The organism is Streptomyces sp. BI87, assembly GCF_025957665.1.
Taxonomy (GTDB): Bacteria; Actinomycetota; Actinomycetes; order Streptomycetales; family Streptomycetaceae; genus Streptomyces; species Streptomyces albidoflavus.
Map to the genome: position 1 here is coordinate 1,243,389 of NZ_CP110079.1, position 26,849 is coordinate 1,270,237.

Consider the following 26,849-nt stretch of genomic DNA (forward strand, 5'->3'; position numbering starts at 1 on the left):
CGATCAGCACCGTCGAAGGAAATCCTATGTAACCACAATGTGATCACTTCGTTCGCGGTGTGACCACAACCATCGCCCAACCTCCACGGTCACCCTTGGTGGCAATCCCGAGACCACCACTTGGGCCTTCCGTGGAGGAAGGGGCGGGTGACAGGGGACGAGGCGCTTCCCGGCCGGAGCGCACGACCAGAAGGACCCAGATGCGCATCGCCTTCCTGATCTACAACGCCTACGGCATAGGCGGCACCATCCGCTCAACGCTGAACCTGGCTTCCGCGCTCGCAGCCTCCGGCCGGCACGAGGTGAGCGTCGTATCGGTTCACCGTCCCTCAGACCTCCCCCAACTGCCCACGCACCCAGCGGTTCAGCTGCGCGCTCTACTGGACTGGCGCGAGACCTCCCCCACCTGGGACGGCGGCCACCGACGTGCCGGCGAACCGACGGAGATGTTCGAGGACCAGGGCGTCGCCTTCGGAACCATGGCGCCGAGCGCACTGACGGACGACAAGGTCCGGGAGTTCCTCGGGACCACCGACGCGGAAGCCGTCATCGCCACGCGCCCCATCCTGAACGGCTACCTGGCGCGGTACGGCGATCAGCGTTACCTGCGCGTCGGACAGGAACACCTCACCTTCGACATGCACACCGACCAGTTGCGTGAGGACCAGAACCAAGCCCTGGTACGGCTGGACGCGTTCGTCACCGTCTCAGAGGGTGACGCCGCCCGCTACCGCACGGCGCTCCCCGGCATCAGCACCCGCATCCTGTGCATACCCAACGGCGTTCCCACCACCGATGTCGAACCCTCTCGCGGAGACTCCAGAACGATCGTCGCGGCCGGGCGCCTGGTGGAGATCAAACGCTACGACCGACTGCTGGACGCGTTCGCGAAACTCGCCCCGCGCTTCCCCGACTGGCAGCTACGCATATACGGGCGGGGGAAGCAGAAGCAGGCCCTGACGAGACGCCTGGAGGAACTGGGCCTCCACAACCAGGTCCGCCTCATGGGCGCGGTCTCCCCCATAGAGCCGGAATGGGCCAAGGGCGCGATAGCCGCCGTGTCCTCGGACGGGGAGTCCTTCGGCATGACCATCGTCGAGGCCATGCACTGCGGGGTCCCGGTGGTCGCCACCGACTGCCCCCACGGGCCCGGCGAGATCATCGAACATGGCAAAGACGGACTGCTCGTTCCGCTGGACGCCGGTACGGCCGGCTACGCCGACGCCCTCGCCACACTCATGGAGGACGAGGACCTGCGGGCGGAACTAGCCGACAATGCCCGAACGAAGGCAACTCAGTACGCGCCCGAGCGCATGGCGCACCGCTATCTGGAACTCTTCCGGCAGTTGCGCCCCGTCGCGAAAGGCGCCCGCATCACGCGGTTCACCGCTCTCTTCCGCCGCGCCGAGCCGGCGACGCGTCCGCCGGCCGCCGAGACCACACCGTGGCAGCCGCGCGCACGCGTCCAAATGTCGAGCGAGGGCGACCTCCATCTCACCCTCGATCTCCACGGCGCCCCAGCAGGCCACCACAACTTCGTTCTACGCAAGCGTGGAACGAAGGGGCAGACCGCGCTCACCCTGCCGACTGACCGCGAAGGCCGCGCAACCGTGCTCCGCGACGTCCAGACTCTGGGCGAAGGGCGCTGGGACGTGTGTGTCAGGGGTCCGGGCGGAGAAGTCCGTCGCGTCGCGGCCGGTCTCGTGGAGAGCGCCGCCCTCGTCCCCCTGCCTCCACTCTCTTCCCGCGGTCACATCACCTCCTGGATTCCCTACACCACCGACAAGGGCAACCTCAGCATCCGCACCTGGCAGCGCAGCTCCCACGCGGAAGTCGCCCGCCTGGACCTCGTGCAGGACAGCCTGTCCCTCAGCGGCCAGCTCCAGGGCTCCGTGCCCACACAGCCCGGCGCCATCCTGACGGCGACTCCACGCGAACCCGTCGCCGGAGCTGCGCTCGAGTACCCGGCTTCCCTGTCACCGGACGGCGTCTGGCGCGCCACTCTCCCCCCTCAGCACCTGCTGGACGCCCACCACGCAAGCGGTGAGGAACAGACGATCTGGGACCTCGGCCTGCGCTTGGCCCCCGGTCAAACCGCCACCCTGGCCCGCATCGGGTCCGACAGCTCCGACCGAAAGACCACAGACCTGCTGCCCGCCGTAGAGTGCTGCTTTCCCGACTCCACGGTGCGCCTGCGCCCCTACTACACAGTCGACAACAACCTCGCACTCAGCACCCGCACTCTTCCGGCGGCCTCCGCCGCTGACGGCTCCGCAGACGGAGCGGCTGCCTCGTGAACACGCCGAGAACAGCCTGTCAGCCGTTGTTGGGAGAATGCGTTCTCCTCGCCAGCGTTCCATTGCTCAGCAGAGTCGGCGGCAGACGCGACGCCGGGCCCCACGTGACGTCGGTCCCCCGGTACGACGGCTCCCTCTGGAATGCCCTCCCTGGAGAAGAGCACATCGACGGACGCAGTTTCCTGCTACACCAGGGCCGTTCGACGCACCGCATCCCCCGTGCTCATTCCCGCCTCCACGTACCTCGGCACTCCCTGCGACACAGGGAAACGAGGCCAGCGCAATCAGCACACGTCGATCTGAGACCTGTCGCCGTATAGCTCAAGTCCAGTGAATAGACCTGACGTGCTACTCGACGGGCGCAGCCCGAAAGGTCGTTCGGCCCGCGCCATCCGGTCCCAGCACGACCACCTCACGTTCCGTCAGGAACAGCGTCGGACGAGCGTCAAGACATTCCTTGAAGTTGCCCCTGACGGAGTGGAGCAGAGCGTTAGGGACTCACGCTCCCATCGTGAAACCGCAGGTGAGCCGCGAGGCGATCACCTGCAACAGGCTCCACGCGGTGAACTTCGAAGAACAGGTCGAGCACCGCCGAGCACACTTGAGAAACCCGATAAAACCGCAGGTCAGAGCCCCTTCTGGACAGGCTCGAGAATTGCCACGCACTCCACGTGCGCTGTCATCGGAAACAGATCGAACGCCCGCATCACCCGCACCCGGTACCCGCCCTCCCGGAAGTACCCCAAGTCCCGTGCCAGTGCCGCCGGATCGCAAGCCACGTACGCGATCCGCCTCGCCCCCAGCGTGCACAGCCGGGCCACCGTCTGCTTGCCGGCGCCTGCCCTCGGGGGGTCGAGGACGATGAGGTCGGTCTCGGTGATGCCGGTGCGGGGGAGGACCTGTTCGACCTTGCCCTGTTCGATGCGGACGCGGTCGAAGTCCTTGAGGTTGTGGCGGGCGTCCTCGACGGCGCGTTTGGTGACCTCGATGCCGAGGACGGCGCCCTTGTCGCCGACGCGGTCGGCGAGGGCGCCGGCGAAGAGGCCGACGCCGCAGTAGAGGTCGAGGGCGGTGTCGCCCTTGCGCGGGAGGAGGCCCTGCATGACGGCCTCGACGAGGGTGTCGGCGGCCTTGGGGTGGACCTGCCAGAAGCCGCCGTTGCCGACGCGCCAGGTGTGGTCGTCGGCGCGTTCGCGGACGAAGGCGCGGCCGTGGACGCGGTGGACGCCGCCGTCGCGCTCGTCGACACGGAGGACGGAGACCGGGCGGTCCAGCTCGACCAGGGGGAGGCGGGCGCCGGGGCGCGGGGTGAGGACGACCTGGCGGTCGCCGGAGCCGGAGGCGGCGATGGCCTCGACCGACTCCATGCCGCTCCAGTCGCGCTGCTCGATGCCGAGTTCGCTGACGCCCTCGGCGGCGATCATGCAGTGCTCGATCGGCTCGACCTCGTGCGAGCGGTGGCGGCGCAGTCCGGCGCGGCCGTCGGCGTCGATCGCGTACTGGACGCGGGTGCGCCAGGCCGGGACCTCGCCGGCCGGGAGCTTGTCGCCGGGGGCGGGGGCGACGGTGCCGTCCCAGCCGGCCTGCTCGGGGGTGAGCCCGGCCAGGTGCTGGAGCTGCTCGGCGATGACCTCGCCCTTGAGGCGGCGCTGGGCGCCGGGCTTGGCGTGCTGCCAGTCGCAGCCGCCGCAGCGGCCGGGGCCGGCGTACGGGCAGGGGGCCGGGACGCGGTCCTTGGAGGCGTCGAGGATCTCGACGGCGTCGGCGCGCAGGAAGCGGGAGGTCTCGTCGCCGTGGGTGACCCGGGCGACGACGCGCTCGCCGGGCAGGGTGTGGCGGACGAAGAGGACGCGTCCGGCCTCGGTGCGGGCGACGCAGTGCCCGCCGTGGGCGACGGGGCCGACCTCGACCTCGTACTCCTCCCCGACCAGCGACCCCGGTGACGTCTGCGGTTCTTGCGGCATGAGGGGGTGACTCCAAAGGAAGGGGAGAGCGAGGGGTACGAGGTTGCGGCGGCCGGCCGCAGCCGCAACCTCCCAGTGTACGGGCGCCGGGCGGCCCGCCGTCACGGGCGGCGCTCGCCCTCCCTGCGGCCGCCGGTGCCCTTCTTCTCCACGGGGCCGCGGCGGACGTCGCCGGGGGCGGACCAGTTGGCGCGGCGGCGGGCTCGGACCTTGGCCGCCTCGGAGGATTCCAGCTGGTAGGGGACGGAGGTGACCATGACGCCGGGGGTGAAGTGGAGGCGTCCCTTGAGCCGCAGCGCGGACTGGTTGTGCAGCAGGTGCTCGTACCAGTGGCCGACCACGTACTCCGGGATGATCAGGCTGACCACGTCGCGCGGGTGCTCCTTGCGCAGGCGCTTGACGTACTCGATGACCGGGCGGGTGATCTCGCGGTACGGGGAGTTGATGATCTTCAGGGGGACCTCGATGCCCCGGCGTTCCCACTCCTCGCGCAGGGCGCGGGTGTCCTCGGCGTCGACGTTGATGGTGAGCGCCTCCAGGCTGTCGGCGCGCATCAGCCTGGCGTAGGCGAGGGCCCGCAGGGTGGGGCGGTGGAGCTTGGAGACGAGGACGATCGAGTGCATGCGCGAGGGGCGCAGGGTCTCGTCCTCGCGGTCGTCGGCGGGGGCCGCGATCTCCTCGGCCACCTTGTCGTAGTGGCGGCGGATGGTGGTCATGACGGCGTAGAAGAGGACCATGCCGAGGACGGCGACCCAGGCACCGTGGCTGAACTTGGTCACCAGGACGACGATCAGGACCAGGCAGGTGATGACGGCGCCGAAGGCGTTGATCGAGCGGACCCGGTGGATGTGGAGGCGCTTGCGCGGGTCCTCCTCGGTGGGCAGCTCCTTGTTCCAGTGCCGGACCATGCCGATCTGGCTGAGGGTGAAGGAGACGAAGACGCCGACGATGTACAGCTGGATGAGCCGGGTGGAGTCGGCGCCGTAGACGACGACCAGCAGGGCGGCGGCGCCGGAGAGAAGGATGATGCCGTTGGAGAAGGCGAGGCGGTCGCCGCGGGTGTGGAGCTGGCGCGGCAGGTACGAGTCGCGGGCGAGGATCGAGCCGAGCAGCGGGAAGCCGTTGAAGGCGGTGTTGGCCGCCAGGAAGAGGACCAGCGCGGTGGCGACGGCGAGCAGGACGAAGAGGAAGGTGCCGTCGCCGAAGACCGCGGCGGCGACCTGGGTGATCACCGGCTGCTGGACGTAGTCGGGGCCGACCGGCACCCCGTTGTCGTACAGGTCCTTCGCCGGGTACTCGGCCATGCGGACGCCGGTCTCGCGGGCCAGGGCGATGATGCCGCAGAACATGGTGGCGGCGAGCAGACCCATCAGCGCCAGCGTGGTGGCGGCGTTGCGGCTCTTGGGGCGGCGGAAGGCGGGGACGCCGTTGCTGATCGCCTCGACGCCGGTGAGTGCGGCGCAGCCGGAGGAGAAGGCGCGCAGCAGCAGGAAGACGAGGGCGAAACCGGCGAGGCCGGGGTGTTCCGGCTTGATCTCGAAGCCGGCGGTGGGCGCCGGCATGGACTCGCCGAGGATCAGGCCGCGTACGCCGCCCCAGATCAGCATGAGGAAGACGCCGCCGACGAAGACGTAGGTGGGGATGGCGAAGAGCGTGCCCGACTCCCGGACGCCGCGCAGGTTCATCACCGAGAGCAGGGCGATGGCGGCGATCGCACAGAGCGTCTTGTGCTCGACGACGAAGGGGATGGCCGACCCGAGGTTCTCGATGCCGGCCGAGACCGACACGGCCACCGTCAGCACGTAGTCGACGAGGAGGGCGCTGGCGACGGTGCGTCCCGCGCGCGGGCCCAGGTTGGCCTTGGCCACCTCGTAGGTGCCGCCACCGTTGGGGTAGGCGTGCACGGTCTGCCGGTAGGAGGTGACCACGGTGGCCATCAGGACCACCACCGCCAGCGCGATCCAGGGGCTGAAGTGGTACGCCGACGCGCCCGCCAGCGAGAGGATCAGCAGCACCTCGCCGGGCGCGTAGGCGACCGAGGAGAGCGGGTCGGAGGCGAAGACGGGGAGGGCGATCCGCTTGGGGAGGAGGGTCTCCCCCAGCTTGTCGCTGGGCAGTGCGCGCCCGATGAGGAGCCGTTTGGGCACGTCGGTCAGTTTGGACACGTCGGGGATCGTAAGCGCTCCCCGAGGCCGCCACCGCGCAGCCGGAGCCCCGCCCGGCGGGTCGGAAGGCCGCTCCGGAGGCCGCCGGAAAGGTGACGTTACGCACCTTTTCGCGCGCCCGTCTCCTGACACTCCGGGCCTTTTGTCCGTGGCGGAGCCGGAGGCGGCCGTGAGGCGTGCCACAGCCGCCCGGGGCGTGCCACGCCGCGCCTTGACGGCTTCTTGACGAGCCGCTCACACGTTCTTGACGGTGACCCTGACGGCCCCTTGACGCGGCGTCGGCCGGGGCGCCGCGGGGCACGGGCCCGCTGGCCCGGCGGGCGCCCCCGTCCCCTTAAGCTCGTGCCGGGCCCACCGCCGTGGCGCGGGCCCGATCCGGGTGCGGCCGCACGGCGCGCCCGGCCCGGCCGAGGAGAAGAGTGAGCAGGGTGTTGTCGCAGATCAGCCCGAAGACCAGGAGTGCGGGGTAAGGATCGGTGCACATCGTCATCATGGGCTGCGGCCGGGTGGGTTCCACGCTGGCGCAGACCCTGGAGCAGCAGGGGCACACGGTCGCCGTGGTGGACCAGGACCCCACCGCGTTCCGGCGTCTCGGCGCCGGGTTCGGCGGGCGCCGGGTCACCGGGGTCGGCTTCGACCAGGACACGCTGCGTGAGGCCGGGATCGAGGAGGCGGGCGCGTTCGCCGCGGTGAGCAGCGGCGACAACTCCAACATCATCGCCGCCCGGGTCGCCCGCGAGACCTTCGGCATCGAGAACGTCGCCGCCCGCATCTACGACCCGCGCCGCGCCGAGGTCTACCAGCGGCTCGGCATCCCCACCGTGGCCACCGTCCGCTGGACCGCCGACCAGATGCTGCGCCGGCTGCTGCCCTCGGGCGCGGAGCCGCTGTGGCGGGACCCGACGGGCGGCGTGCAGCTCGCCGAGGTGTACACCTCCCCGGTGTGGATCGGCCAGAAGATCAGCCGGCTCCAGGAGGAGACGGGGGTGCGGGTGGCGTTCCTGACCCGGCTGGGCGAGGCGATGCTGCCGACCTCCCAGACGGTGCTCCAGGAGGGCGACCTCGTACACGTGATGATGCGTCCCGAGGATGTCGCCGAGGTCGAGGCGGCGTTCGCCGAGGGGCCCGAGGAGGACGGACAGCGATGAGGGTCGCCATTGCGGGGGCGGGGGCCGTGGGCCGGTCCATCGCCGGTGAGCTGCTGGAGAACGGCCACGAGATCCTGCTGATCGACAAGACGCCGAGCGCGATCTCGGTGGAGCGGGTGCCGCGCGCCGAGTGGCTGCTCGCCGACGCCTGCGAGATCACCTCGCTGGACGAGGCCGCGCTCCAGCGCTGCCACGTGGTGATCGCGGCGACCGGGGACGACAAGGTCAACCTGGTGGTGTCGCTGCTCGCCAAGACGGAGTACGGGGTTCCGCGCGTCGTCTCCCGGGTCAACAACCCGAAGAACGAGTGGCTCTTCAACGAGTCCTGGGGCGTCGACGTCGCCGTCTCCACGCCCCGCCTGATGTCGGCCCTGGTCGAGGAGGCCGTCAGCGTCGGCGACCTGGTCCGGCTGCTGCGGTTCAGCCAGGGCGACGCCAACCTGGTCGAGCTGACGCTGCCGCCGGAGTCGACCCTCGCGGGCATCCGCGTCGGCGACGTCCGCTGGCCCGAGGACACCTCGCTGGTCACCATCATCCGGGGCTCCCGGGTTCTCACCCCCTCCCCGGAGGAGGCGCTGGAGCCCGGCGACGAACTCCTCTTCGTCGCGGCCCAGGCCCAGGAGGAGCGGCTGGAGGAACTCCTGTCCGCCCGCCACGGCCCCGACCACCGCCCGGCCGCCGGAGGCCAGGACGGCCCCCGGAACACCTGACGCCGTACGGCATGGCGAAGGGCCCGGAACCGATCGGTTCCGGGCCCTTCGCCATGCCGTACGGCGGGGAGCGTCAGCTCTCCCCCTGCTCCTTGGCCGCCTTCTCGGCCTTGGCGGCCTTCTCCGCCTCCTCGGCGGCCTCCATCTCGGCGAACACGTCGATGGGCGCGGGCGCCTTGGCGAGGAAGACCCAGGTCAGCCAGACGGCGAGCAGGAACGGCGGGATCTTCAGCGAGACCAGGACCCAGCCGAGCTGCGTGGTGTCGGCCCACCAGTAGAGCGGGAAGAGGATCGCGCACTTGGCCAGCAGGATGAAGCCCCAGGCGTAGCTGGCCCGGGTGTACGCCTTCTTGCGGCCGGGGTTGCGGGTCCGCCAGGAGAGGTTCTCCTTGAAGATCGGGCCGAGGATGAGGCCGATCAGGGGGACGCCGGCGACGGCGGTGAGGATGTACGCGAGCGAGAGGCCCAGCGTGTAGAGCATGCCGGGCAGGTAGAAGTCCTTGGCGTTGCCCGTCATCATCGCGAAGACCACGCCGAAGGCGACGCCGAAGACGCCGCTGAAGGCGTGCTTGACGGTGTCCCGCCGCACCAGCCGGGCGACGCCCAGCACCAGCGAGACGGCGAGCGCCGCGATGGCGGAGACGTGCAGGTCCGCGTTGATCGTGTAGATGGTCACGAAGAGCAGGCCCGGCAGGACCGTCTCGACCATGCCGCGCACGCCGCCGAACGCCTCGAAGAGGGCGGCCTCGGTGACGGCGCGGGCGTCGGCGTCGGTGGTGCTGTGGGGGGCGTCGGCGTCGGGCGCCGCACTCCGGTGGTCGGTCGGCTTGTCGATGGACGTCACCGGTCACTCCCGTCCGAGCGGTCTCAGTTCGTACTTCGGGTTGAACAGCGTGCGGCGGCCGTGGCTCATGGCGACCCGGCCCGAGGCGATCAGTTTGCGGCCCGGTTCGATGCCGGTGATGGAGCGCCGGCCGAGCCAGACCACGTCGAGCGAGCCGGTGCCGTCGAACAGCTCGGCCTCCAGCGCGGGCACCCCCGCCCGGGGACGGAGGGTGACCGTCCGCAAGGTACCAGTAACGGTGACCATCTCCCGGTCGCCGCAGGTGTCGATGCGGGCGCAGCCGCTGGTCGCGGCCTCCTCGCGGAGTTCGTCGGACTCCAGCCGCTCCTGGGGGGCGGAGATGTCCGAGAGCCGGTCCAGCATGCGCCGGAACCGGCCGGCGGGCTTCTCGGGACGCGGGGCTGCACTCATGGATGCAGCCTACCCAAGCACGGGCGCCCGGCGCGGTTCACGCCGTCATCACCCCTGAGGGCGACGCTCGAACCGGTATCCCATTCCGGGCTCGGTGATGAAGTGGCACGGGTGGGCCGGGTCGGTCTCCAGCTTGCGGCGGAGCTGGGCCATGTAGACCCGCAGGTAGTTGGACTCGGTGCCGTAGGAGGGGCCCCAGACCTCCTGGAGGAGCTGCTTCTGGCTGACCAGGCGGCCGGTGTTGCGGACCAGCACCTCCAGCAGGTGCCACTCGGTGGGGGTGAGCCGCACGTCGCGGCCCTGGCGGTGGACGCGCTTGGCGGCGAGGTCGACGGTGAAGTCGGCGGCGTCCACCACCTCGGCCTCCTCGTCGGGGGCGGCGGGCTCGGTGCGGCGGACGGCGGCGCGCAGCCGGGCCAGCAGCTCGTCCATGCCGAACGGCTTGGTGACGTAGTCGTCGGCCCCTGCGTCGAGGGCCTGCACCTTCTCGTCGGAGCTCTGCCGGGCGGAGAGCACCAGCACCGGGACGCGGGACCAGGAGCGCAGTCCGCGCAGGACGTCCACGCCGTCCATGTCGGGCAGGCCGAGGTCGAGGACGATCACGTCGGGGTGGCGCTCGGCGGCGAGCCGGAGCGCGGTGGTGCCGTCGCCGGCGGAGTCGACCTCGTACTGGCGGGCCCGGAGGTTCAGCTCCAGGGCACGGACGATCTGGGGTTCGTCGTCGACCACGAGGACCCGGGTCATCTCGGGGTGCCTTTCTGTCCGGTCGCGGGTCATGACGTGACCTGCGCGGGAAGTACGGTACGGGCCCCGGCGCGAGGGCCGGTGACCGCCCTCAGGGTGAGGACCATGGTGAGGCCGCCGCCCGGGGTGTCCTCGGCGTTGAGGGTGCCGCCCATGGCCTCGGCGAAGCCCCGGGCGACGGCGAGGCCGAGGCCCACGCCCGCGCCGCGCGGAGCGTCACCGTACCGCTGGAAGGGGGCGAAGATGCGGTCCTTGGCGTCATCGGGCACGCCGGGGCCGCGGTCCATGACGCGCAGTTCCACCCGGTCGCCCAGGGCACTCGCGGCGACCAGGACGGGGGCGCCCTCGGGCGCGTACTTGACGGCGTTCTCGACGACGTTGGCGACGGAGCGCTCCAGCAGGCCGGGGTCGACGGCGACCATCGGGAGCGTCTCGGGGATGTCCAGGTAAGCGCTGCCCTCGGGGACGCCGCCGAGGGCCATCGGGACCACCTCGTCGAGGTCGATCTCGCGGATCAGCGGGGTGACGGTGCCGGTCTGGAGCCGGGACATGTCGAGGAGGTTGCCGACCAGGTGGTCGAGGCGGTCGGCACCGTGCTCGATGGACTCCAGCAGTTCGGCCTCGTCCTGCTCGGACCAGGCCACGTCGTCGGAGCGCAGCGAGGTGACCGAGGCCTTGATCGTGGCGAGCGGGGTGCGCAGGTCGTGGCTGACGGCGGCGAGCAGGGCGGTGCGGATGCGGTTGCCCTCGGCGAGGCGGCGGGCCTGGTCGGCCTCGTCCTGGAGGCGCTGGCGGTCCAGGACGACGGCGGCCTGGGCGGCGAAGGCGGCCAGTACCCGGCGGTCCTCGGCGGGCAGCACCCGGCCGCAGAGGGCGAGCGCCATGTGGTCGCCGACCGGCATGTCCACGTCGGCGTCCTCGGGGCGCTCCAGCGGACGGGGGCCGACGCTGCCGGCGCAGGTCCAGGGGGTGCGGTCGTCCTCGCGCTCCAGCAGGGCGACGGACTCCATGGCGAAGGTCTCCCGGACCCGCTCCAGCAGGGCGTCGAGCGTGGTGGCGCCGCGCAGCACGCTGCCGGCGAGGAAGGAGAGGATCTCCGACTCGGCGCGCAGCCGGGCCGCCTGGTGGGTGCGGCGGGCGGCGAGGTCGACCACCGAGGCGACGGAGACGGCCACCGCGAACGAGATCACGATGGCGACGATGTTCTCCGGGTCGGAGATGGTCAGGGTGCGGGTGGGCGGGGTGAAGTAGAAGTTCAGCAGGGCCGAGCAGAGCGCGGCCGAGGCCAGCGCCGGGAGCAGCCCGCCGACCAGGGCGGCGCCGACGGTCAGCGAGAGGAAGAGCAGCACGTCGTTGGCGAGCCCCGGGCCGTGGTCCAAGGAGGCGAGCACGATGGCGAGCAGGGCGGGCCCGCAGACCGCGATGAACCAGCCCCACAGGATGCGCGAGCGGCCGAGCCGGGCGCCCCGGGCCAGGGGCAGTCCGCGGCCCTGCCCGACCTCCTCGTGGGTGACGATGTGCACGTCGAGGTCGGGGGTGGACTCGCGGGCCACCGTCGCGCCGACGCCGGGCCCGAAGACGTACTGCCAGCTCTTGCGGCGGGAGGAGCCGAGGACGATCTGGGTGGCGTTGACACCGCGGGCGAACTCCAGCAGGGCGGAGGGGATGTCGTCGCCGATGACGTGGTGGAAGGTGCCGCCGAGGTCCTCCACCAGGGTGCGCTGGAGGGCCAGCTCCTTGGGGGAGGCGGTGGTCAGGCCGCCGTCGCGGCGGGCGATGTAGACGGCGAGTATCTCGCTGCCGGAGCCCTTGGCGGCCATCCGCGCGGCGCGCCGGATCAGGGTGCGGCCCTCGGGCCCGCCGGTGAGGCCGACGACGATGCGTTCGCGCGCCTGCCAGGTGGAGCGGATGTTGTGCTCGCCCCGGTACTTCTGGAGGTACTCGTCGGCCCGGTCGGCGGTCCACAGCAGGGCCAGTTCGCGCAGGGCGGTGAGGTTGCCGGGGCGGAAGTAGTTGGAGAGGGCGGCGTCGACCTTGTCGGACTGGTAGACGTTGCCGTGGGCGAGGCGGCGGCGGAGCGCCTGGGGCGACATGTCGACCAGCTCGATCTGGTCGGCGCGGCGGACCACCTCGTCGGGGACGGTCTCCTGCTGCCGTACGCCGGTTATCGCCTCGACCACGTCGCCGAGTGACTCCAGGTGCTGGATGTTGACGGTGGAGATCACCGAGATCCCGGCGGCCAGCAGCTCCTCGATGTCCTGCCAGCGCTTGGCGTTGCGGGCGCCGGGGGCGTTGGTGTGGGCCAGCTCGTCGACCAGGGCGACGGCGGGACGCCGGGCGAGGACCGCCTCGACGTCCATCTCGGGCGTCTGCGGACTCCCCCCGTCGCCGTCGGGGCCGCCCAGCGGCTCGATCAGCTCCAGCCCTTCGAGGAGGGCCAGGGTGCGGGGCCGGTCGTGGTGGGCGACGAAGCCGATGACGCAGTCGGTGCCGCGCTCGACCCGCCGGTGCGCCTCGGAGAGCATGGCGTAGGTCTTGCCGACGCCCGGTGCGGCGCCCAGGTATATGCGCAGTGTGCCTCGTCCCATGGGCCCATTGTCCGCCAGCGCGCTACTGCTCGGTCAGCTCGCCGTCCGAGAGTTCCAGCACGCGGTCGGCGAGGCCGAGGAGGGTGGTGTCGTGGGTGGCGACCAGCGCGGTGACCCGCTCGCTGCGGACCACGGCGCGCAGCAGCTCCATGACGGCGAGGCCGGTCTCCGCGTCGAGCTGGCCGGTGGGCTCGTCGGCGATGAGCAGGGCGGGGCGGTTGGCGAGGGCGCGGGCCACGGCCACGCGCTGCTGCTGGCCGCCGGAGAGCTCGCCGGGGCGCTGGCGGGCGTGGTCGGCGAGGCCCACCAGGGAGAGCAGCAGGGCGACCCGCTCCTCCCGCTCGGCGGCGGCGGTACGGCGCAGCCGCAGCGGGACGCCGACGTTCTCGGCGGCGCTCAGGACGGGGATCAGGCCGAACGACTGGAAGATGAAGCCGATCCGGTCGCGCCGCAGCTCCAGCAGCCCCTTCTCGCCGAGGCCGCTCAGCTCGCGCCCGTCCACGACGACGGAGCCGCCGTCGGGCTCGTCGAGGCCGCCGACCAGGTTGAGCAGGGTGGTCTTGCCGGAGCCGGAGCGGCCCTTGAGGGCGACCAGCTGGCCGCGGGGGATGTCGAAGGAGACCCCGCGCAGCGCGTGCACGGCGCCCTCCCCGGTGCCGTACGAGCGGCGCAGCCCGCGGACCTTGACCATCGGCTCCTCGCCGGTTCCCGCCGCCGCGCCCGCGTCCTCGGTGAGCGTGCCGCCCCCTGCTGTCCGCCCCGCCATGTGCCACTCCCCCGTCGTGCCGTGCCGGGCGCCAGTATCGGTGGGCGGCGCCCGGCCGGGCAAGGGGTTCAGCGGGCGGTGTAGGCGCCGTCGACCAGGTGGTAGCTGCCGTGCACGAAGGAGGCGCGGTCGGAGAGGAGGAAGGCGATGACCTCGGCGACCTCCTCGGAGCGGCCGAGCCGGCCCGCCGGGTGGAGCTGGACGAGGCCGTCGTACGCCTCCTTCTCCATGCCCTGGAGGAGCGGGGTGTCGATGAAACCGGGGCCGACCGCGTTGATCCGGACGCCCTGGGCGGCGTACTCGGTGGCGGCGGTCTTGGTCAGGCCGACCACGCCGTGCTTGGCGGCGACGTAGGCGGGCGAGCCGGCGAAGCCGACCGAGCCGAGGATGGAGGCGGTGTTGACGATGGCGCCGCCGCCGGCCGCGAGCAGGGCCGGGATCTCGTACCGCATCGAGTAGAAGACGCCGTCCAGGTTGGTGCGGACGACGCGGTTCCAGACGTCGATGTCGTAGTCGCCGGTGGGGGCGGACTCGCCGCCGATCCCGGCGTTGTTGACGGCCAGGTGGAGGGCGCCGTACGTGTCCTGGGCGAAGCGGACGGCGGCCTCGACGGAGGCGGGGTCGGTCACGTCGACGGTGACGGCGGACGCCTCGATGGCTTCGTCGGTGAGCGCGGCGGCGGCGGAGGCGGCGCCCTCGGCGTTGTAGTCGGCGATGACGACGCGGGCGCCGCCCTGGCCGAGCCGGCGGGCGGTGGCCAGGCCGATGCCGGAGGCGGCGCCGGTGACGAGGGCGGTGCGGCCTGCGAACTCGTCGGGGGAGACGGGCGTGGCGGAGGGAAGGGGTGCGCTGGTGCTCATGGTGCTGTCTCTCTGTTCACGGTGCGTGGGGGGCCGCCAGGGCGACCTCCCCGAGGAGCACGTCGAAGCTCTGCTCGACCAGGTCGGGCAGGCGCTCGGCGCTTTCGGGGCCGCCCCGCCACCACTGGCGCAGGGCGGCCGTCAGGACGCCGGCCGCGGCGCCGACCACGACGCCGGGACCGGGGTCCTCGGCCGGGTCGGTGCCGAGCCGCTCGGCGATGATCCGGACCGACTCCTCCTGGGCGTCGGCGCGGATGCGTTCGAAGGCGGCGAAGAGCGTGGGTTCGTCGTCGACGAGGGCCAGCAGGGACCGCACCCGGGGCAGTTGGTGCCAGCCGGGGGTGCGGGTGTCGGCCAGCCAGTCGCGTACGGCGCGCCGGTAGGCGACGAGCGGGGGCTCGCAGGCCGGGCGGGCGCGGAGTGCGGCGTTGATGGCGGCGCCGTCCTCGCGGGTGAAGTCGAGCGCGGCGTCCTCCTTGCCGCCGAAGTGGCGGCTGAAGGTGCGGCGCGTGACGTCCGCGCGGTGGGCGACGGCCTCGACGGTCACGGCGTTCAGGCCGCGTTCGAGGATGAGATCGAGGGCGGCAGCGGCGAGCGCGGTCCGGGTCTGCCGGGCCTTGAGCCGTCTGCGGTCCTCCCCCGAAGTCTCCGTCGCCTTCATGTTTCCGACGGTACTCCTGAGGCGTCCGCAAGGGACATGTGTCCCGGTGGGACGTACCTCTCAGCCCGCAGCGGCCATGATCGGGAACAAATCCGGGGGTGCGGCAACGCGACGGGCCGCACCCCTGACGAGGGTGCGGCCCGTGCGGCGGCGGTGCGGGTGGTGCGGTGCGGTCAGCGGATCTCGGTGATCTCCGGGCCGCGCGCGAGCTGGCCCATGCCGCCGGAGAAGCGGGAGGTCTGCTGGTTCTCCTGCTGGACGCCCTCGGGGACCATCTGGGCGTCGTCCGGGAGCTTCAGGACGATCGGGTCGCGCGGCGCCATCGGGCCCTCACCGCGGACCACGACGGTGTCCTGGAAGATCTGCTCCAGCAGCCCGGCCGCCTGCGGCTGCACCGCGCCCTGGCCGGAGATGACCCCGCGCAGGAACCAGCGGGGGCCGTCGACGCCGACGAAGCGGACCACCTGGTAGCCACTCTTGCCGTCGGGCAGCTGGACGGGGACCTGCGCGCGCAGCTCCCAGCCGAGCGGGCCCTCGACCTCCTCGATGATGCCGCCCTGCTGGGTGATGCCCGAGCCGATCTCCTCGCGGACCTCGCCCCAGATGCCCTCCTTCTTGGGCGCGGCGAAGCCCTGGAGCTGGATGGCGCTGTCCCGCAGGACGACGGTGGCGGCGACGATCGCGTCCCCGGCCACCTCCACGCGCAGCTCCATGCCCTCCACCCCGGGCACGAACAGACCGCCGAGATCGACGCGGCCCTCACCGGGCTCGCGGACCTCCGAGGAGTCCCAGGGGCCGTCGGGGCGCGGGGCGGGCGGCAGCGCCGTCCGGCGCGTCGCCGACTCCTCGGCGTCCGCGCTCTCCTCGGCCTGCCCGGTCTCCCCGGTCACGCCCGCCGTGTCCTCGGCGGAGTCGGTCTTCTTGCGACGTCCGAACACGTCACTGTCCTTCCCGGTCGGCTACGACCGAAGCGTAATGGTTCCCACCCTCGCCGCCGCCCACGGCGGAATGCCCGCCGGTGGACCCGAAGCCCCCTTCGGCCCGTACCGAGCCGGGAAGCTCCGACACCTCGTGAAAGCGCACCGTCTCGACCTGCTGGACGACCAGTTGGGCGATCCGGTCGAAGCGCTCGAACCGCACCTTCTCGCGCGGGTCGAGGTTGACCACGATCACCTTGATCTCCCCACGGTACCCGGCGTCAATCGTCCCCGGGGCATTCACCAGCGCCAGACCGCAGCGGGCCGCGAGCCCCGAACGGGGGTGGACGAAGGCGGCGTACCCCTCGGGCAGCGCGATCGCGATCCCGGTCGGCAGCACCGCCCGCTCCCCCGGGGCCAGCACGGCCGGCTCGGTGGTGCACAGGTCGGCGCCGGCGTCGCCCGGGTTGCCGTAGGCGGGCAGCGGCACCTCGGGGTGCAGCCGGCGTACGCGCAGTTCCAGCGGGGGGCGGGTCACGGGTTCACCTCGAAGGCGCGGACGCGGCGGATCTGGTCGGGGTCGTCCATGGCGGCCTGGATCTCCTCCGGACGGCCGTTCTCGGTGAAGTGCTCGACCTTGACCTCGACGAAGAGCGCGTCGGCGCGGACCGCGACCGGCCCGTCAGGGGCGTTGAGGCGGCCCTCGGCGGTGGCGTAGATCTTGCGTCCGTCGACTGCGGTGACCTCGGCGGACAGGTGCAGCACGGTGCCGACCGGTACGGGCCGCAGGTAGTCCGTCTCCAGGCGGCCGGTGACCGAGATGACCCGCAGCAGCCAGTTGAGGGCACCCAGCGTGTCGTCGAGCGCGGTGGCCAGCAGGCCGCCGTGGGCGAGGCCGGGGGCGCCCTGGTGCTCGGGACGCACCAGGAACTCGGCGGTCACCGAGACGCCCTCACCGGCCCTCGCCGCGAGGTGCAGTCCGTGCGGCTGCTCGCCGCCACAGCCGAAACAGTGCTCGTAGTGCGTACCGATGGGCTCGCCGGGGGCCGGGGCATCGGGGTGCCGCACCGGCGCCAGGGCGCTGTCCGGGGGCGTCAACGCAGGTGTTCGTCCACTCACAGGCGCAGACCTTACCCGTGCGTCGGCTCCCGACCGACACCGTGCCAAGCTTGATCCCATGCACCCCAACACTCCGCAGTACGCCGAGCGCCTCACCGCGCCCCGCGCCTGGTGGGCCCTGGTGGCGATCGTCGGCCTCACCTCGGGCCTGATCGTCATGCCGCTCGGCCTGCTGGCGATGCTCATCGGCCTGGTCGTCGGTGCCGCGGCCGGCGCGGCGGGGCTGAGCACGTACGGCTCGGCGCAGATCCGCGTCGTGGGGGACGCGCTGATCGCGGGCGACGCGCGCATCCCGCTGTCGGCGCTCGGGGCGGCGGAGCCGCTGGACGCCGAGGAGGCCGTGGCCTGGCGCAGCCACAAGGCCGACCCGCGCGCCTTCATGCTCCTGCGCAGCTACATCCCGACGGCCCTGCGCGTCGAGGTCACCGACCCGGCCGACCCCACGCCGTACCTGTACCTCTCCACCCGCGACCCCGAGCGCCTGGCGGCGGCCCTCTCCCCTGTCCGCGAAGGCTGACGCCGCGGGGCGCGCCGGTTTCACAGGGGTCGGCGGGGCTGGGCTCCGTCGTTCTGCCTCGGCGGCGTCCCGGTGCCGGTGGGGTGGCCTCGATCGCCGGCCGGGCTTGGATCTTGCCCGGGCGTTCCCCCCCCCCGCCGGGGGGATGGCCTCAAACGCCGGCCGGGCTTGATGCGCTCGGGCTCCCGGCACGATGAGCCGAAGCCCCGCCCACCAACGCCGAGGCCATGCGGCAGCGAACACGCCAGCTAGCTCCGCCAGCCCGAGCCCGGCCGGCGGCTGAGGCCACCCCACCGGCACGGAAGAACGTGCGGCAAAGGCCGAGAAGCAGGGGCAGGACGGGCGTCAGGTGGGCCGGTCGTCGTGGGGGGCCGGCGGGAGGGCGTCCGGGGTGGCGTCGAAGGCTGAAGGGGGCAGCTCGGGCTTGTCCAGGGGTGGGAGGGACGTGAGCTGGTCCCAGGGGACCTGGGCGGCACGCAGGTCCTGCCGGACGCGCTCGGCGAGCTTGCGGGTGTCACGGCGGTTCATGACCGCGCCGACGGCCGCGCCCACCAGGAAGGGGACGAGGTTCGGCAGATTGCGGATCATGCGCTTGGTGATCTGCTGACGCAGGTCGCGCTTGAGGGGCCCGCTGAGCGCCGCGGTGATGGTGAGCGGGCGGACGACGTCGATCCCCCGCTCGTTGGTCCAGGAGGTCAGGTAGGCGGTGGCCCGGCGCGTGGCCCCGCCCTCGGGACGCTGCCCGTAGACCTCGTGGAGTTCGGCGATGAGCTTCAGCTCTATCGCGGCCACGGCGGTGATCTCCGCGGCCAGTTCGGCCGGCATGGCCGGCGGCACCGGGAGCATGGCGGCAGCGCCCACCGAGGCCCCCACCGTGGAGGTGCCGTGGGCGGCGCCGCTGATGAGCTTGTCCGCGAGCTGTTCGGGGCCGAGGCCCGGGAACTGCGCGCGGAGGGTGTGGAGGTCGCGCACCGGGACGCGCGGGGCGATCTCGATGACGCGGTCGGCGAGAACGCCGAGTCCGGCCTTGGCGTTGCGGCCCTGCCGGAGCAGTCCGTCCCGTACGGCCGCCACGCGGCCGGGAGCGGGTGTGGCGGGCTCGGTGGCCATCAGGCCTTCCCCCGTGCCCGTACCGCCGCTGTGGGGCCCTGGGTCCCCGTCCGTGGTGTCCTCTGCCTCGAGCGAGGCCCCAAGGCCCCGCTCGCCGTCAGATTCCGCCGGGGACGGCGCGCCGTCCCCCGCCGCTTCAGGAAGGGAAACTTCCGCGGCGGTGTCGTGCCTGTCACGGCCGGCCTGCCTCAGTCGCAGTCGCGGCAGATGGGCTGGCCGTTCTTCTCGCGCGCGAGCTGGCTCCGGTGGTGCACCAGGAAGCAGCTCATGCAGGTGAACTCGTCCTGCTGCTTGGGCAGCACCCGGACGGCCAGCTCCTCGTTGGAGAGGTCCGCTCCGGGAAGCTCGAGGCCCTCTGCGGCCTCGAACTCGTCGACGTCGACCGTGGAGGTGGACTTGTCGTTCCTCCGGGCCTTCAGTTCCTCGATGCTGTCCTCGTTGAGGTCGTCATCGGTCTTACGTGGGGTGTCGTAGTCCGTTGCCATGTCAGCTCTCCCCCTCTGGGTGTCTGTGATATCTCCAGCGCGGTAACGCCTGGGAGGCCGGACTTGTGCCCGACCTGAGGCGGAGATTTTGCCTCACATCAAGGTCTGTTACTCAATCGACACCCAAACGCACCTCGGAAGAGGTGATCGTCTTGGATGGCGAAGGGGACCGTACACGGTCCCGGCGCCCCGTCCCGCACGGGCCACCTTGTGCACTTCCCGTGATCGGGACCCTGGAAAACCCGCATTTTGCAGGGTTTTCAAGGGCCTTAGCGGTCACTGAGAGTAGAAGGACGATCATTCGATCCTGTGATCGATCACACAGCGGAGAACCAGTTCCATGCCGGGAAAATTCCGCTCAAAGCGAACACGGAAACGAATGCCCCGCAGGACGTCACAACGGAAGTGTGACACGCATCACGAGTCCTCCGCCTTCCCTCGGCTCCGCGGTGATCCTTCCGCCGTGCGCCCGGGTCACCGACCGGACGATCGACAGGCCCAGCCCGACCCCCTTGTCACTCCCGGTCCGCTCGGTCCGCAGCCGCCGGAACGGCTCGAAGAGCTGATCGATCTCGTACGCGGGGACGACCGGTCCGGTGTTGGTCACGACCAGCACCGCCTGCCCGTGCTGGAGCTCGGTGGAGACCTCCACCCAGCCGCCCTCGCCGGGGGGCAGGTTGTAGCGCACGGCGTTCTGCGTGAGGTTCAGGGCGATCCGCTCCAGCAGGACGCCGTTGCCCTGGACGACCGCCTCGGCGATGTCCGGGCGCAGCTCCACCTCCCGCTGCTCGGCCTCGCCGCGCACCTGCTCGACGGCGCGGGTGGCGACCTCGCCGAGGTCCACCGGCTTGCGCTCGACGATCTGGTTGTCGCTGCGGGCCAGCAGGAGCAAGCCCTCGACCAGTTGCTCGCTCCGCTCGTTGGTGGCGAGCAGGGTCTTGCCGAGCTGCTGGAGCTCGGGGGGCGCGCCCGGGTCCGAGAGCTGCACCTCCAGCAGGGTGCGGTTGATCGCCAGCGGGGTCCGCAGCTCGTGCGAGGCGTTGGCGACGAACCGCTGCTGGGCGGTGAAGGCCCGCTCCAGGCGGTCCAGCATGTCGTCGAAGGTGTCGGCCAGCTCCTTGAGCTCGTCGTCCGGGCCGTCCAGCTCGATTCGCCGGGAGAGGTCGGAGCCGGCCACGCTGCGCGCGGTCCGGGTGATCCGGCCCAGCGGCGCGAGGACCCGTCCGGCCATGGCGTAGCCGAAGGCGAAGGCGATCACGCTGAGACCGACCAGGGCCAGCAGCGAGCGGCTCAGCAGATCGTCCAGGGCCTGCTGGCGCTGGTGGTCGATGCAGAGCTTCATCGCGTCGTTGAAGGCGCCCGAGCTGGTGAAGCGGCGGCCGGAGAGGGCCGGGCAGGCGTCGCTGTAGATCGTGAACGTGCCGCTGGTGACCTGGAACGGCAGCTCGTTGCCGACGTGCACGGCCTGGGCGGCGAGCAGGTAGATGATCGACAGCAGCAGGATGCCGGCGATGAGGAACATCCCGCCGTAGAGCAGGGTGAGCCGTATCCGGATGGTGGGCCGCAGCCACGCCTGCTGCGGCGGGCGGCGCGGGTCCCAGGTGGGCCTGGGCGGCGCGGAGGGGGGTTTGGGGGGCGCGGGGCGCGGCGCCGGGCTCGCGGCCACGCCGGTCAGATCCGGTAGCCCGAGCCGGGCACGGTGACGATGACCGCGGGCTCGCCCAGCTTGCGGCGGAGCGTCATGACGGTGACCCGGACGACGTTGGTGAACGGGTCGGTGTTCTCGTCCCAGGCCTTCTCCAGCAGCTGCTCGGCGGAGACCACGGCGCCCTCGCTGCGCAGCAGCACCTCCAGGACGGCGAACTCCTTGGGGGCGAGCTGGATCTCCCGGCCGTCGCGGAAGACCTCGCGGCGGTTGGGGTCGAGCTTGATCCCGGCGCGCTCCAGGACCGGCGGCAGCGGCACGCTGGTACGCCGGCCGAGCGCGCGGACCCGGGCGATCAGCTCGGTGAAGGCGAAGGGCTTGGGGAGGTAGTCGTCGGCGCCGATCTCCAGTCCCTCGACCCGGTCGCTGACGTCGCCGGAGGCGGTCAGCATCAGGACCCGGGTGGGCATCTGGAGTTCGACCACCTGGCGGCAGACGTCGTCCCCGTGGACCAGGGGGAGGTCCCGGTCGAGGACGATCACGTCGTAGTCGTTGACGCCGATGCGTTCCAGCGCGGCGGCCCCGTCGTACACGACGTCGACGGCCATGGCCTCCCGGCGCAGTCCGGTGGCCACCGCATCGGCGAGCAGCTGCTCGTCCTCGACGACGAGTACACGCACGTCGCTGATCCTTTCGCAGGGCACCCCGAGGGGGCGCCGGTCCTCTGATGAGGCTCCATCCTGCCCCTTTCGGCCATAAACCGGCGGTAAGGCGGGAGCCACCCGGACGGGAAGGAAGGATTCCGCAAGTCGGCGGAACCCCGAGGTTTCCGGCGTCCGGGGCGCGGGGAGGACGACTGCACACCCGCGATCACCCCTGGCATGTGGCTCATGCCACGTCCGGCATTCCCCGGCGGAGCCGCCCCTGGGCGTGGTCACCCCTTTTTCGAGGCACACCCCCGTGCCGCCGACCCACCCACACCTTGACGAGGGGGCGCATCATGGACGCTTTCACCGCAGGTCTGCTTCAGCGTATAGAGGCCACCGAGTCGGATCTGACCCGGGCCCAGGAGACCGGGGACGAGTTCCTGGCCGAGGTCGAGCAGGGCGAGCTGGAGGATCTCCAGCGGCTGGCCGCCGAGCACGGCGTCCAGGTCCACACGGTTTCCACCGCCTGACCACCCACCCGCACCGCCGTCACCGTCGGCGCGCACGCGACCGGGCCCCGGCCCCTCTGCCGAGAGGGGCCGGGGCCCGGCCGTGTGCGGGGGTCAGGCCAAGGTGCCGTCGTGCCAGGCTCCGTACGCCTCCAGGCGCTCCTGGAGCGGCTCGAAGAGGCCGGGCGGGGCCGCCACCGCCAGTTCGGTGGAGGCGGGGGCTCCGGGGCGTCCGCCGGTGAGGGCGCCGGCCTCGCGGGCGATCAGCTCCCCGGCCGCGTAGTCCCAGGGGTTGAGCCCGCGCTCGTAGTACGCGTCGAGGCGGCCGGTGGCGACGTCGCAGAGGTCGATGGCGGCGGAGCCGCCCCGGCGGATGTCGCGGACCTCGGGGATGATCCAGGCGGCGACGGCGGCCTGGTGGGCCTTGCGGTCGGCGAGGTAGCCGAAGCCGGTGCCGACCAGGGCGCGGTCGAGCGGCGGCGCGGTGTTGACCTGGATCGGGGTGTCGTCCAGGTGAGCGCCGCCGCCGAGGACGGCCCGGCAGGTCTCGCCGCGCATCGGCGCGTGGACGACGCCGACGACGGTCACCCCGTCGCGTTCCGCGGCGATGGAGACGGCCCAGGCGGGGCGGCCGTAGAGGTAGTTCACCGTGCCGTCGAGCGGGTCGATGATCCACTTCACGCCGCTGGTGCCCTCGGTGCTGGCGCCCTCCTCGCCGAGGAACCCGTCCTCGGGGCGGCGGTCGGCGAGGAAGCCGGTGATCATCTTCTCGGAGGCGATGTCCATCTCGGTGACCACGTCGATGGCGCTGGTCTTGGTGGCGGCCACCGCGAGGTCGGCGGGGCGCCCGTCGCGCAGGAAGTCCCCGGCGCGGCGGGCGGCCTCCAGGGCGAGGGCGAGCAGTCCGGTGTTGGGGTCGGTCACGGGCTGGTTGCTCCTAGGTAGGCGGGGCGGGTCAGTCCATCCCCGCGGCGGCGGGGCGCGGCGAGCGGGCGGGGCAGCAGCCGACCGGGCAGACGTCGTGGCTGGGGCCGAGCGCGCCGAGGGCGCAGCGGGCCGGGTGCTCGCCGCGTTCGGTGGCGGCCCGCTCCAGCAGCAGGTCGCGGACGGCGGCGGCGAACCGCGGGTCGGCGCCGACGGTGGCCGAGCGGCGCACGGGCAGGCCCAGTTCGGCGGCCTTGGCGGTGGCCTCGGTGTCGAGGTCGTAGCGGACCTCCATGTGGTCCGAGACGAAGCCGATCGGGGCCATGACGACCGCGGGGACGCCGGCCGCGTGCCGCTCCTCCAGGTGGTCGCAGATGTCCGGCTCCAGCCACGGGATGTGCGGGGCGCCGCTGCGCGACTGGTAGACGAGGGACCAGGGGCGGTCGACGCCGGTGCGCTCGCGGACCGCGTCGGCGATCACTCGGGCGGTGTCCAGGTGCTGCGCCACGTAGGCGCCGCCGTCGCCGTGGTCCTCGCGGGGTCCCGAGGTGTCGGCGGCGGCGTCCGGGATGGAGTGCGTGGTGAAGGCGATCTCCGCGCCGTCGCGCACCTCCTCGGGCAGGTCGGCGAGGGAGGCGAGCACCCCGTCGATCATCGGCTCCAGGAAGCCCGGGTGGTTGAAGTAGTGCCGGAGCTTGTCGACCCGGGGCACGGGCAGCCCCTCGTCCTCCAGCGCGGCCAGCGCGTCGGCGAGGTTCTCGCGGTACTGGCGGCACCCCGAGTACGAGGCGTACGCGCTGGTGGCCAGGACGGCGATGCGGCGGTGCCCCTCCCTGGCCATCTCCCGCAGGGTGTCGGGGAGGTAGGGGCTCCAGTTCCGGTTGCCCCAGTAGACGGGCAGCTCGACGCCGTGCTCCGCGAAGTCGGCGCGCAGGGCGTCGAGGAGGTCGCGGTTCTGGGCGTTGATGGGGCTGATCCCGTCGAAGAGGTAGTAGTGCTGCCCCACCTCTTTCAGCCGCTCTTCGGGGATTCCGCGGCCGTGCGTCACGTTCCGCAGGAAGGGGACGACGTCGTCGGGTCCCTCCGGGCCGCCGAAGGAGAGCAGCAGGAGGGCGTCGTAGGGGGTGGCATCGCGCACATCGGACATGTCTCGATCCTGCCACCAGGCGACCCGGGCGAGGAATCGGGGCTGCGGTCGCGCCGCGTCGGCCCGTAAGCTGTATGAGCCCCTCTCACACCTTACGTTCAGCCTGCCCGGAGCCCGCCTTGCCCAGCCCGTACCGCGCCATCTTCTCCGCCCCGGGCAGCAGGGGTTTCTCCGCCGCCGGATTCGTGGGGCGGCTGCCGCTGTCCATGATGGGCATCGGCATCGTCACGATGATCTCGCAGCTCACCGGCAGGTACGGGCTGGCCGGGGCGCTCTCGGCGATGGTGGCGCTGTCGGCGGCGCTGATCGGCCCGCAGATCTCCCGCCTGGTCGACCTGCACGGCCAGCGGCGCGTGCTGCGGCCGGCCACCCTGGTGGCGCTGGCGGCGGTGGCGGGGCTGCTGCTCTCGGCGCAGTTCTCGCTGCCGGACTGGACGCTCTTCCTCTTCGCCGCCGGGATCGGCGCGGTGCCCTCGATCGGCTCGATGGTCCGCGCCCGCTGGGCGGCGCTCTACCGGGACCAGCCGCGCCAGCTGCACACCGCGTACTCCTTCGAGTCGGTGGTCGACGAGGCGTGCTTCATCTTCGGCCCGATCGTCTCCATCGGTCTGTCGACGACCTGGTTCCCGGAGGCCGGGCCGCTGCTGGCGGCGGTCTTCCTGGCGGCGGGCGTCTTCTCGCTCACCGCCCAGCGCTCCACCGAGCCGGTCCCCCACCCGCGCGAGCACCACACCAAGGGCTCGGCCCTGCGCTCGGCCGGGCTCCAGGTCCTGGTCGGCACCTTCGTGGCGACCGGCGCGATCTTCGGCGCGATCGACGTGGTCACCGTCGCCTTCGCCGAGGAGCAGGGCCACAAGGGCGCGGCCAGCCTGGTGCTGGCCACGTACGCCGCCGGGTCGTGTCTGGCGGGCGTCGTCTTCGGCCTGCTGCACTTCGGCGGGGCGCCGGCCCGCAGGTGGCTGCTGGGCGTCGTCGCGATGGGCGTGAGTATGATCCCCCTCCAACTGGTCGGGAACCTGCCGTTTCTGGCCGTGGCACTGTTCGTGGCGGGCCTGTGCATCGCGCCGACGATGATCACGACGATGGCCCTCGTCGAGCAGCACGTGCCCCGCGCGAAGCTGACCGAAGGCATGACCTGGGTGAGTACGGGTCTGGCGGTCGGCGTCGCTCTCGGCTCGTCGGTCTCCGGCTGGGTGATCGACGCGGCGGGGGCGAAGGCGGGGTACTGGGTTCCGGCGGCCGCCGGCGCCGCCGCGGTCCTCGTCGGGTTCCTGGGGTACCGCCGGCTGAGCAGCCCGGCGCCGCAGCGGGAGGGACCTGATGGACGAGCAGCAGACCCAGGGCAGCACCAGGACGGCGAGTCCGGTACGCACCCGGAACGGGACCTGGCGTAACTGGGCGGGGACGGTCGCGGCCCGCCCGGCCCGCGAGACCGTCCCCGCCTCGGCCGCCGAACTGGCCGGCGCGGTGCGCGACGCCGCGGCGCACGGAATGCGGGTCAAGGCGGTCGGCACCGGCCACTCCTTCACCGCGGCGGCCGCCACCGACGGCCTGCTGATACGCCCCGAGCTGCTGACCGGCATCCAGATCGACCGCGAGGCCGGGACGGTCACGGTCGCCGCCGGCACCCCGCTGAAGCGGCTCAACGTGGCCCTGGCCCGCGAGGGCCTGTCGCTGACCAACATGGGCGACATCATGGAGCAGACGGTGGCCGGGGCGACCAGCACCGGCACCCACGGCACCGGGCGCGCCTCGGCCTCGATCTCCGCCCAGATCACCGCGCTGGAGCTGGTCACCGCCGACGGCTCCCTCCTCACCTGCTCCCGCGAGCAGAACCCGGAGCTGTTCGCCGCCGCCCGCATCGGGCTCGGCGCGCTCGGCGTGATCACCTCGCTGACCTTCGCCGTCGAGCCGGTCTTCCTGCTGCGGGCCCGCGAGGAGCCCATGGGGTTCGACCAGGTCACCGCCGAGTTCGACCAGCTCGTCGCGGAGAACGAGCACTTCGAGTTCTACTGGTTCCCGCACACCGGCAACTGCTCCACCAAGCGGAACAACCGCACCGCGGGCCCGGCCGCCCCCGTGGGCCGCCTCAGCGGCTGGTTCGAGGACGAGTTCCTCTCCAACGGCGTCTTCCAGGCCGCCAACACCCTGGGCCGAGCGGTCCCCGCGACCATCCCCTCCCTGGCCCGCCTCTCCAGCCGCGCCCTCTCCGCCCGCACCTACACGGACATCCCCTACAAGGTCTTCACCTCCCCGCGCCGCGTCCGCTTCGTGGAGATGGAGTACGCGGTGGAGCGCGAGGCCCTGGTCCCGGCGCTGCGCGAACTGCGCGCGATGGTGGACCGCTCCCCGCTGCGGGTGAGCTTCCCGGTGGAGGTGCGGACGGCGCCCGCCGACGACATCACCCTCTCCACCGCCTCCGGCCGGGAGACCGCCTACATCGCGGTCCACCTCTACAAGGGGACGCCGTACCAGGCGTACTTCACCGCCGCCGAGCGGATCTTCACCGCCCACGAGGGCCGGCCCCACTGGGGCAAGATCCACACGCGGGACGCGGAGTACTTCGCCGAGGTCTACCCCCGCTTCGCCGAGTTCACGGCCCTGCGCGACCGCCTCGACCCCGACCGGGTCTTCGGCAACGACTACCTGCGGCGCGTCCTCGGCGACTGAC

26 protein-coding genes are annotated in these 26,849 nt (G+C 72.2%); 7 read left to right on the plus strand and 19 right to left on the minus strand.

What is annotated here, in order from left to right; all coding sequences use genetic code 11:
- Window positions 1-200: 200 nt before the first annotated feature.
- The gene (locus tag OIM89_RS05290) at window positions 201-2,297 is read left to right on the plus strand and encodes a glycosyltransferase (RefSeq protein ID WP_226964533.1); all 2,097 of its coding nucleotides are present in this window, start codon (window positions 201-203) and stop codon (window positions 2,295-2,297) included.
- Window positions 2,298-2,923: 626 nt separating this feature from the next.
- Here OIM89_RS05290 and OIM89_RS05295 read toward each other — a convergent pair.
- From OIM89_RS05295 to OIM89_RS05305, 3 genes are all read right to left on the minus strand, one after another.
- On the minus strand, window positions 2,924-4,261 hold the full coding sequence (locus OIM89_RS05295; RefSeq protein ID WP_226964532.1) for a class I SAM-dependent RNA methyltransferase: 1,338 nt from the start codon (window positions 4,259-4,261) through the stop codon (window positions 2,924-2,926).
- 101 nt (window positions 4,262-4,362) lie between these two features.
- Complete coding sequence (locus tag OIM89_RS05300; RefSeq protein ID WP_030698171.1) at window positions 4,363-6,426, minus strand: APC family permease; 2,064 nt, start codon at window positions 6,424-6,426, stop codon at window positions 4,363-4,365.
- 334 nt (window positions 6,427-6,760) lie between these two features.
- Window positions 6,761-6,910 carry a hypothetical protein gene (locus OIM89_RS05305; RefSeq protein ID WP_157877565.1) on the minus strand — a complete coding sequence of 50 codons (150 nt, stop codon included), beginning with the start codon at window positions 6,908-6,910 and terminating at the stop codon, window positions 6,761-6,763.
- Between OIM89_RS05305 and OIM89_RS05310 the strand changes: the two genes are divergently transcribed.
- Window positions 6,903-7,574 (plus strand): potassium channel family protein, encoded by a 672-nt coding sequence (locus OIM89_RS05310; protein WP_003951351.1) that lies wholly within the window; start codon window positions 6,903-6,905, stop codon window positions 7,572-7,574. The genes OIM89_RS05305 and OIM89_RS05310 overlap by 8 nt on opposite strands.
- Window positions 7,571-8,284, plus strand: a complete 714-nt coding sequence (locus tag OIM89_RS05315) for a potassium channel family protein (RefSeq protein ID WP_030698172.1) — start codon at window positions 7,571-7,573, stop codon at window positions 8,282-8,284. The genes OIM89_RS05310 and OIM89_RS05315 overlap by 4 nt, the downstream gene beginning before the upstream one ends.
- Window positions 8,285-8,357: 73 nt before the next feature.
- Here the strand turns inward: OIM89_RS05315 and OIM89_RS05320 are convergent, their stop codons facing one another.
- The 10 genes from OIM89_RS05320 to OIM89_RS05365 all read right to left on the minus strand — a co-directional run bounded on the left by OIM89_RS05320 (window position 8,358) and on the right by OIM89_RS05365 (window position 17,194).
- Window positions 8,358-9,128, minus strand: coding sequence for a DUF3159 domain-containing protein (locus tag OIM89_RS05320; RefSeq protein WP_217467153.1), 771 nt, complete (start codon window positions 9,126-9,128; stop codon window positions 8,358-8,360).
- Window positions 9,129-9,131: 3 nt separating this feature from the next.
- Window positions 9,132-9,539, minus strand: coding sequence for an OB-fold nucleic acid binding domain-containing protein (locus tag OIM89_RS05325; protein WP_078858177.1), 408 nt, complete (start codon window positions 9,537-9,539; stop codon window positions 9,132-9,134).
- Between the two features lie 48 nt (window positions 9,540-9,587).
- Window positions 9,588-10,283, minus strand: a complete 696-nt coding sequence (locus OIM89_RS05330; RefSeq protein ID WP_030698174.1) for a response regulator — start codon at window positions 10,281-10,283, stop codon at window positions 9,588-9,590.
- Window positions 10,284-10,312: 29 nt separating this feature from the next.
- Window positions 10,313-12,871, minus strand: coding sequence for an ATP-binding protein (locus tag OIM89_RS05335; protein WP_226964531.1), 2,559 nt, complete (start codon window positions 12,869-12,871; stop codon window positions 10,313-10,315).
- A 22-nt stretch (window positions 12,872-12,893) separates the two neighbouring features.
- Complete coding sequence (locus OIM89_RS05340; RefSeq protein ID WP_264491036.1) at window positions 12,894-13,637, minus strand: ABC transporter ATP-binding protein; 744 nt, start codon at window positions 13,635-13,637, stop codon at window positions 12,894-12,896.
- A 68-nt stretch (window positions 13,638-13,705) separates the two neighbouring features.
- Complete coding sequence (locus tag OIM89_RS05345) at window positions 13,706-14,497, minus strand: SDR family NAD(P)-dependent oxidoreductase (protein ID WP_030698177.1); 792 nt, start codon at window positions 14,495-14,497, stop codon at window positions 13,706-13,708.
- Between the two features lie 16 nt (window positions 14,498-14,513).
- The gene (locus tag OIM89_RS05350) at window positions 14,514-15,158 is read right to left on the minus strand and encodes a TetR/AcrR family transcriptional regulator (protein WP_030698178.1); all 645 of its coding nucleotides are present in this window, start codon (window positions 15,156-15,158) and stop codon (window positions 14,514-14,516) included.
- Window positions 15,159-15,331: 173 nt separating this feature from the next.
- Complete coding sequence (locus tag OIM89_RS05355; protein WP_030698179.1) at window positions 15,332-16,096, minus strand: DUF3710 domain-containing protein; 765 nt, start codon at window positions 16,094-16,096, stop codon at window positions 15,332-15,334.
- Window position 16,097: 1 nt separating this feature from the next.
- Complete coding sequence (gene dut / locus OIM89_RS05360; protein WP_030698180.1) at window positions 16,098-16,613, minus strand: dUTP diphosphatase; 516 nt, start codon at window positions 16,611-16,613, stop codon at window positions 16,098-16,100.
- Window positions 16,610-17,194, minus strand: coding sequence for a PaaI family thioesterase (locus tag OIM89_RS05365; RefSeq protein WP_023421489.1), 585 nt, complete (start codon window positions 17,192-17,194; stop codon window positions 16,610-16,612). Before OIM89_RS05365 ends, dut begins: the two co-directional genes overlap by 4 nt.
- 58 nt (window positions 17,195-17,252) lie before the next feature.
- On the opposite strand from OIM89_RS05365, the gene OIM89_RS05370 reads away from it, so the two are divergent.
- The gene (locus tag OIM89_RS05370) at window positions 17,253-17,711 is read left to right on the plus strand and encodes a DUF3093 domain-containing protein (RefSeq protein ID WP_030698181.1); all 459 of its coding nucleotides are present in this window, start codon (window positions 17,253-17,255) and stop codon (window positions 17,709-17,711) included.
- 345 nt (window positions 17,712-18,056) lie between these two features.
- On the opposite strand, the gene OIM89_RS05375 is transcribed toward OIM89_RS05370, so the two are convergent.
- The 4 genes from OIM89_RS05375 to OIM89_RS05390 form a co-directional block, all read right to left on the minus strand.
- Window positions 18,057-19,028, minus strand: coding sequence for an EcsC family protein (locus tag OIM89_RS05375; RefSeq protein WP_264491774.1), 972 nt, complete (start codon window positions 19,026-19,028; stop codon window positions 18,057-18,059).
- Window positions 19,010-19,306 (minus strand): DUF4193 domain-containing protein, encoded by a 297-nt coding sequence (locus OIM89_RS05380; RefSeq protein ID WP_003951337.1) that lies wholly within the window; start codon window positions 19,304-19,306, stop codon window positions 19,010-19,012. The genes OIM89_RS05375 and OIM89_RS05380 overlap by 19 nt, the downstream gene beginning before the upstream one ends.
- 394 nt (window positions 19,307-19,700) lie before the next feature.
- Window positions 19,701-20,972, minus strand: a complete 1,272-nt coding sequence (locus OIM89_RS05385) for a sensor histidine kinase (protein ID WP_030698183.1) — start codon at window positions 20,970-20,972, stop codon at window positions 19,701-19,703.
- A 5-nt stretch (window positions 20,973-20,977) separates the two neighbouring features.
- On the minus strand, window positions 20,978-21,631 hold the full coding sequence (locus OIM89_RS05390) for a response regulator transcription factor (RefSeq protein WP_195730243.1): 654 nt from the start codon (window positions 21,629-21,631) through the stop codon (window positions 20,978-20,980).
- A gap of 320 nt (window positions 21,632-21,951) precedes the next feature.
- On the opposite strand from OIM89_RS05390, the gene OIM89_RS05395 reads away from it, so the two are divergent.
- Complete coding sequence (locus tag OIM89_RS05395; protein ID WP_195730244.1) at window positions 21,952-22,128, plus strand: hypothetical protein; 177 nt, start codon at window positions 21,952-21,954, stop codon at window positions 22,126-22,128.
- Window positions 22,129-22,221: 93 nt separating this feature from the next.
- Here the strand turns inward: OIM89_RS05395 and OIM89_RS05400 are convergent, their stop codons facing one another.
- Together OIM89_RS05400 and OIM89_RS05405 are read right to left on the minus strand one after the other, a co-directional pair.
- Window positions 22,222-23,031 carry an inositol monophosphatase family protein gene (locus tag OIM89_RS05400; RefSeq protein WP_264491037.1) on the minus strand — a complete coding sequence of 270 codons (810 nt, stop codon included), beginning with the start codon at window positions 23,029-23,031 and terminating at the stop codon, window positions 22,222-22,224.
- 31 nt (window positions 23,032-23,062) lie between these two features.
- Entirely contained in the window at window positions 23,063-24,178 is a 1,116-nt protein-coding gene (locus OIM89_RS05405; RefSeq protein ID WP_175457713.1) for a ferrochelatase, read from the minus strand.
- Between the two features lie 119 nt (window positions 24,179-24,297).
- Between OIM89_RS05405 and OIM89_RS05410 the strand changes: the two genes are divergently transcribed.
- Both OIM89_RS05410 and OIM89_RS05415 read left to right on the plus strand, forming a co-directional pair.
- Window positions 24,298-25,572 carry an MFS transporter gene (locus OIM89_RS05410; protein WP_030698187.1) on the plus strand — a complete coding sequence of 425 codons (1,275 nt, stop codon included), beginning with the start codon at window positions 24,298-24,300 and terminating at the stop codon, window positions 25,570-25,572.
- The gene (locus OIM89_RS05415; RefSeq protein ID WP_175457714.1) at window positions 25,499-26,848 is read left to right on the plus strand and encodes a D-arabinono-1,4-lactone oxidase; all 1,350 of its coding nucleotides are present in this window, start codon (window positions 25,499-25,501) and stop codon (window positions 26,846-26,848) included. The genes OIM89_RS05410 and OIM89_RS05415 overlap by 74 nt, the downstream gene beginning before the upstream one ends.
- Window position 26,849: the final 1 nt, after the last annotated feature.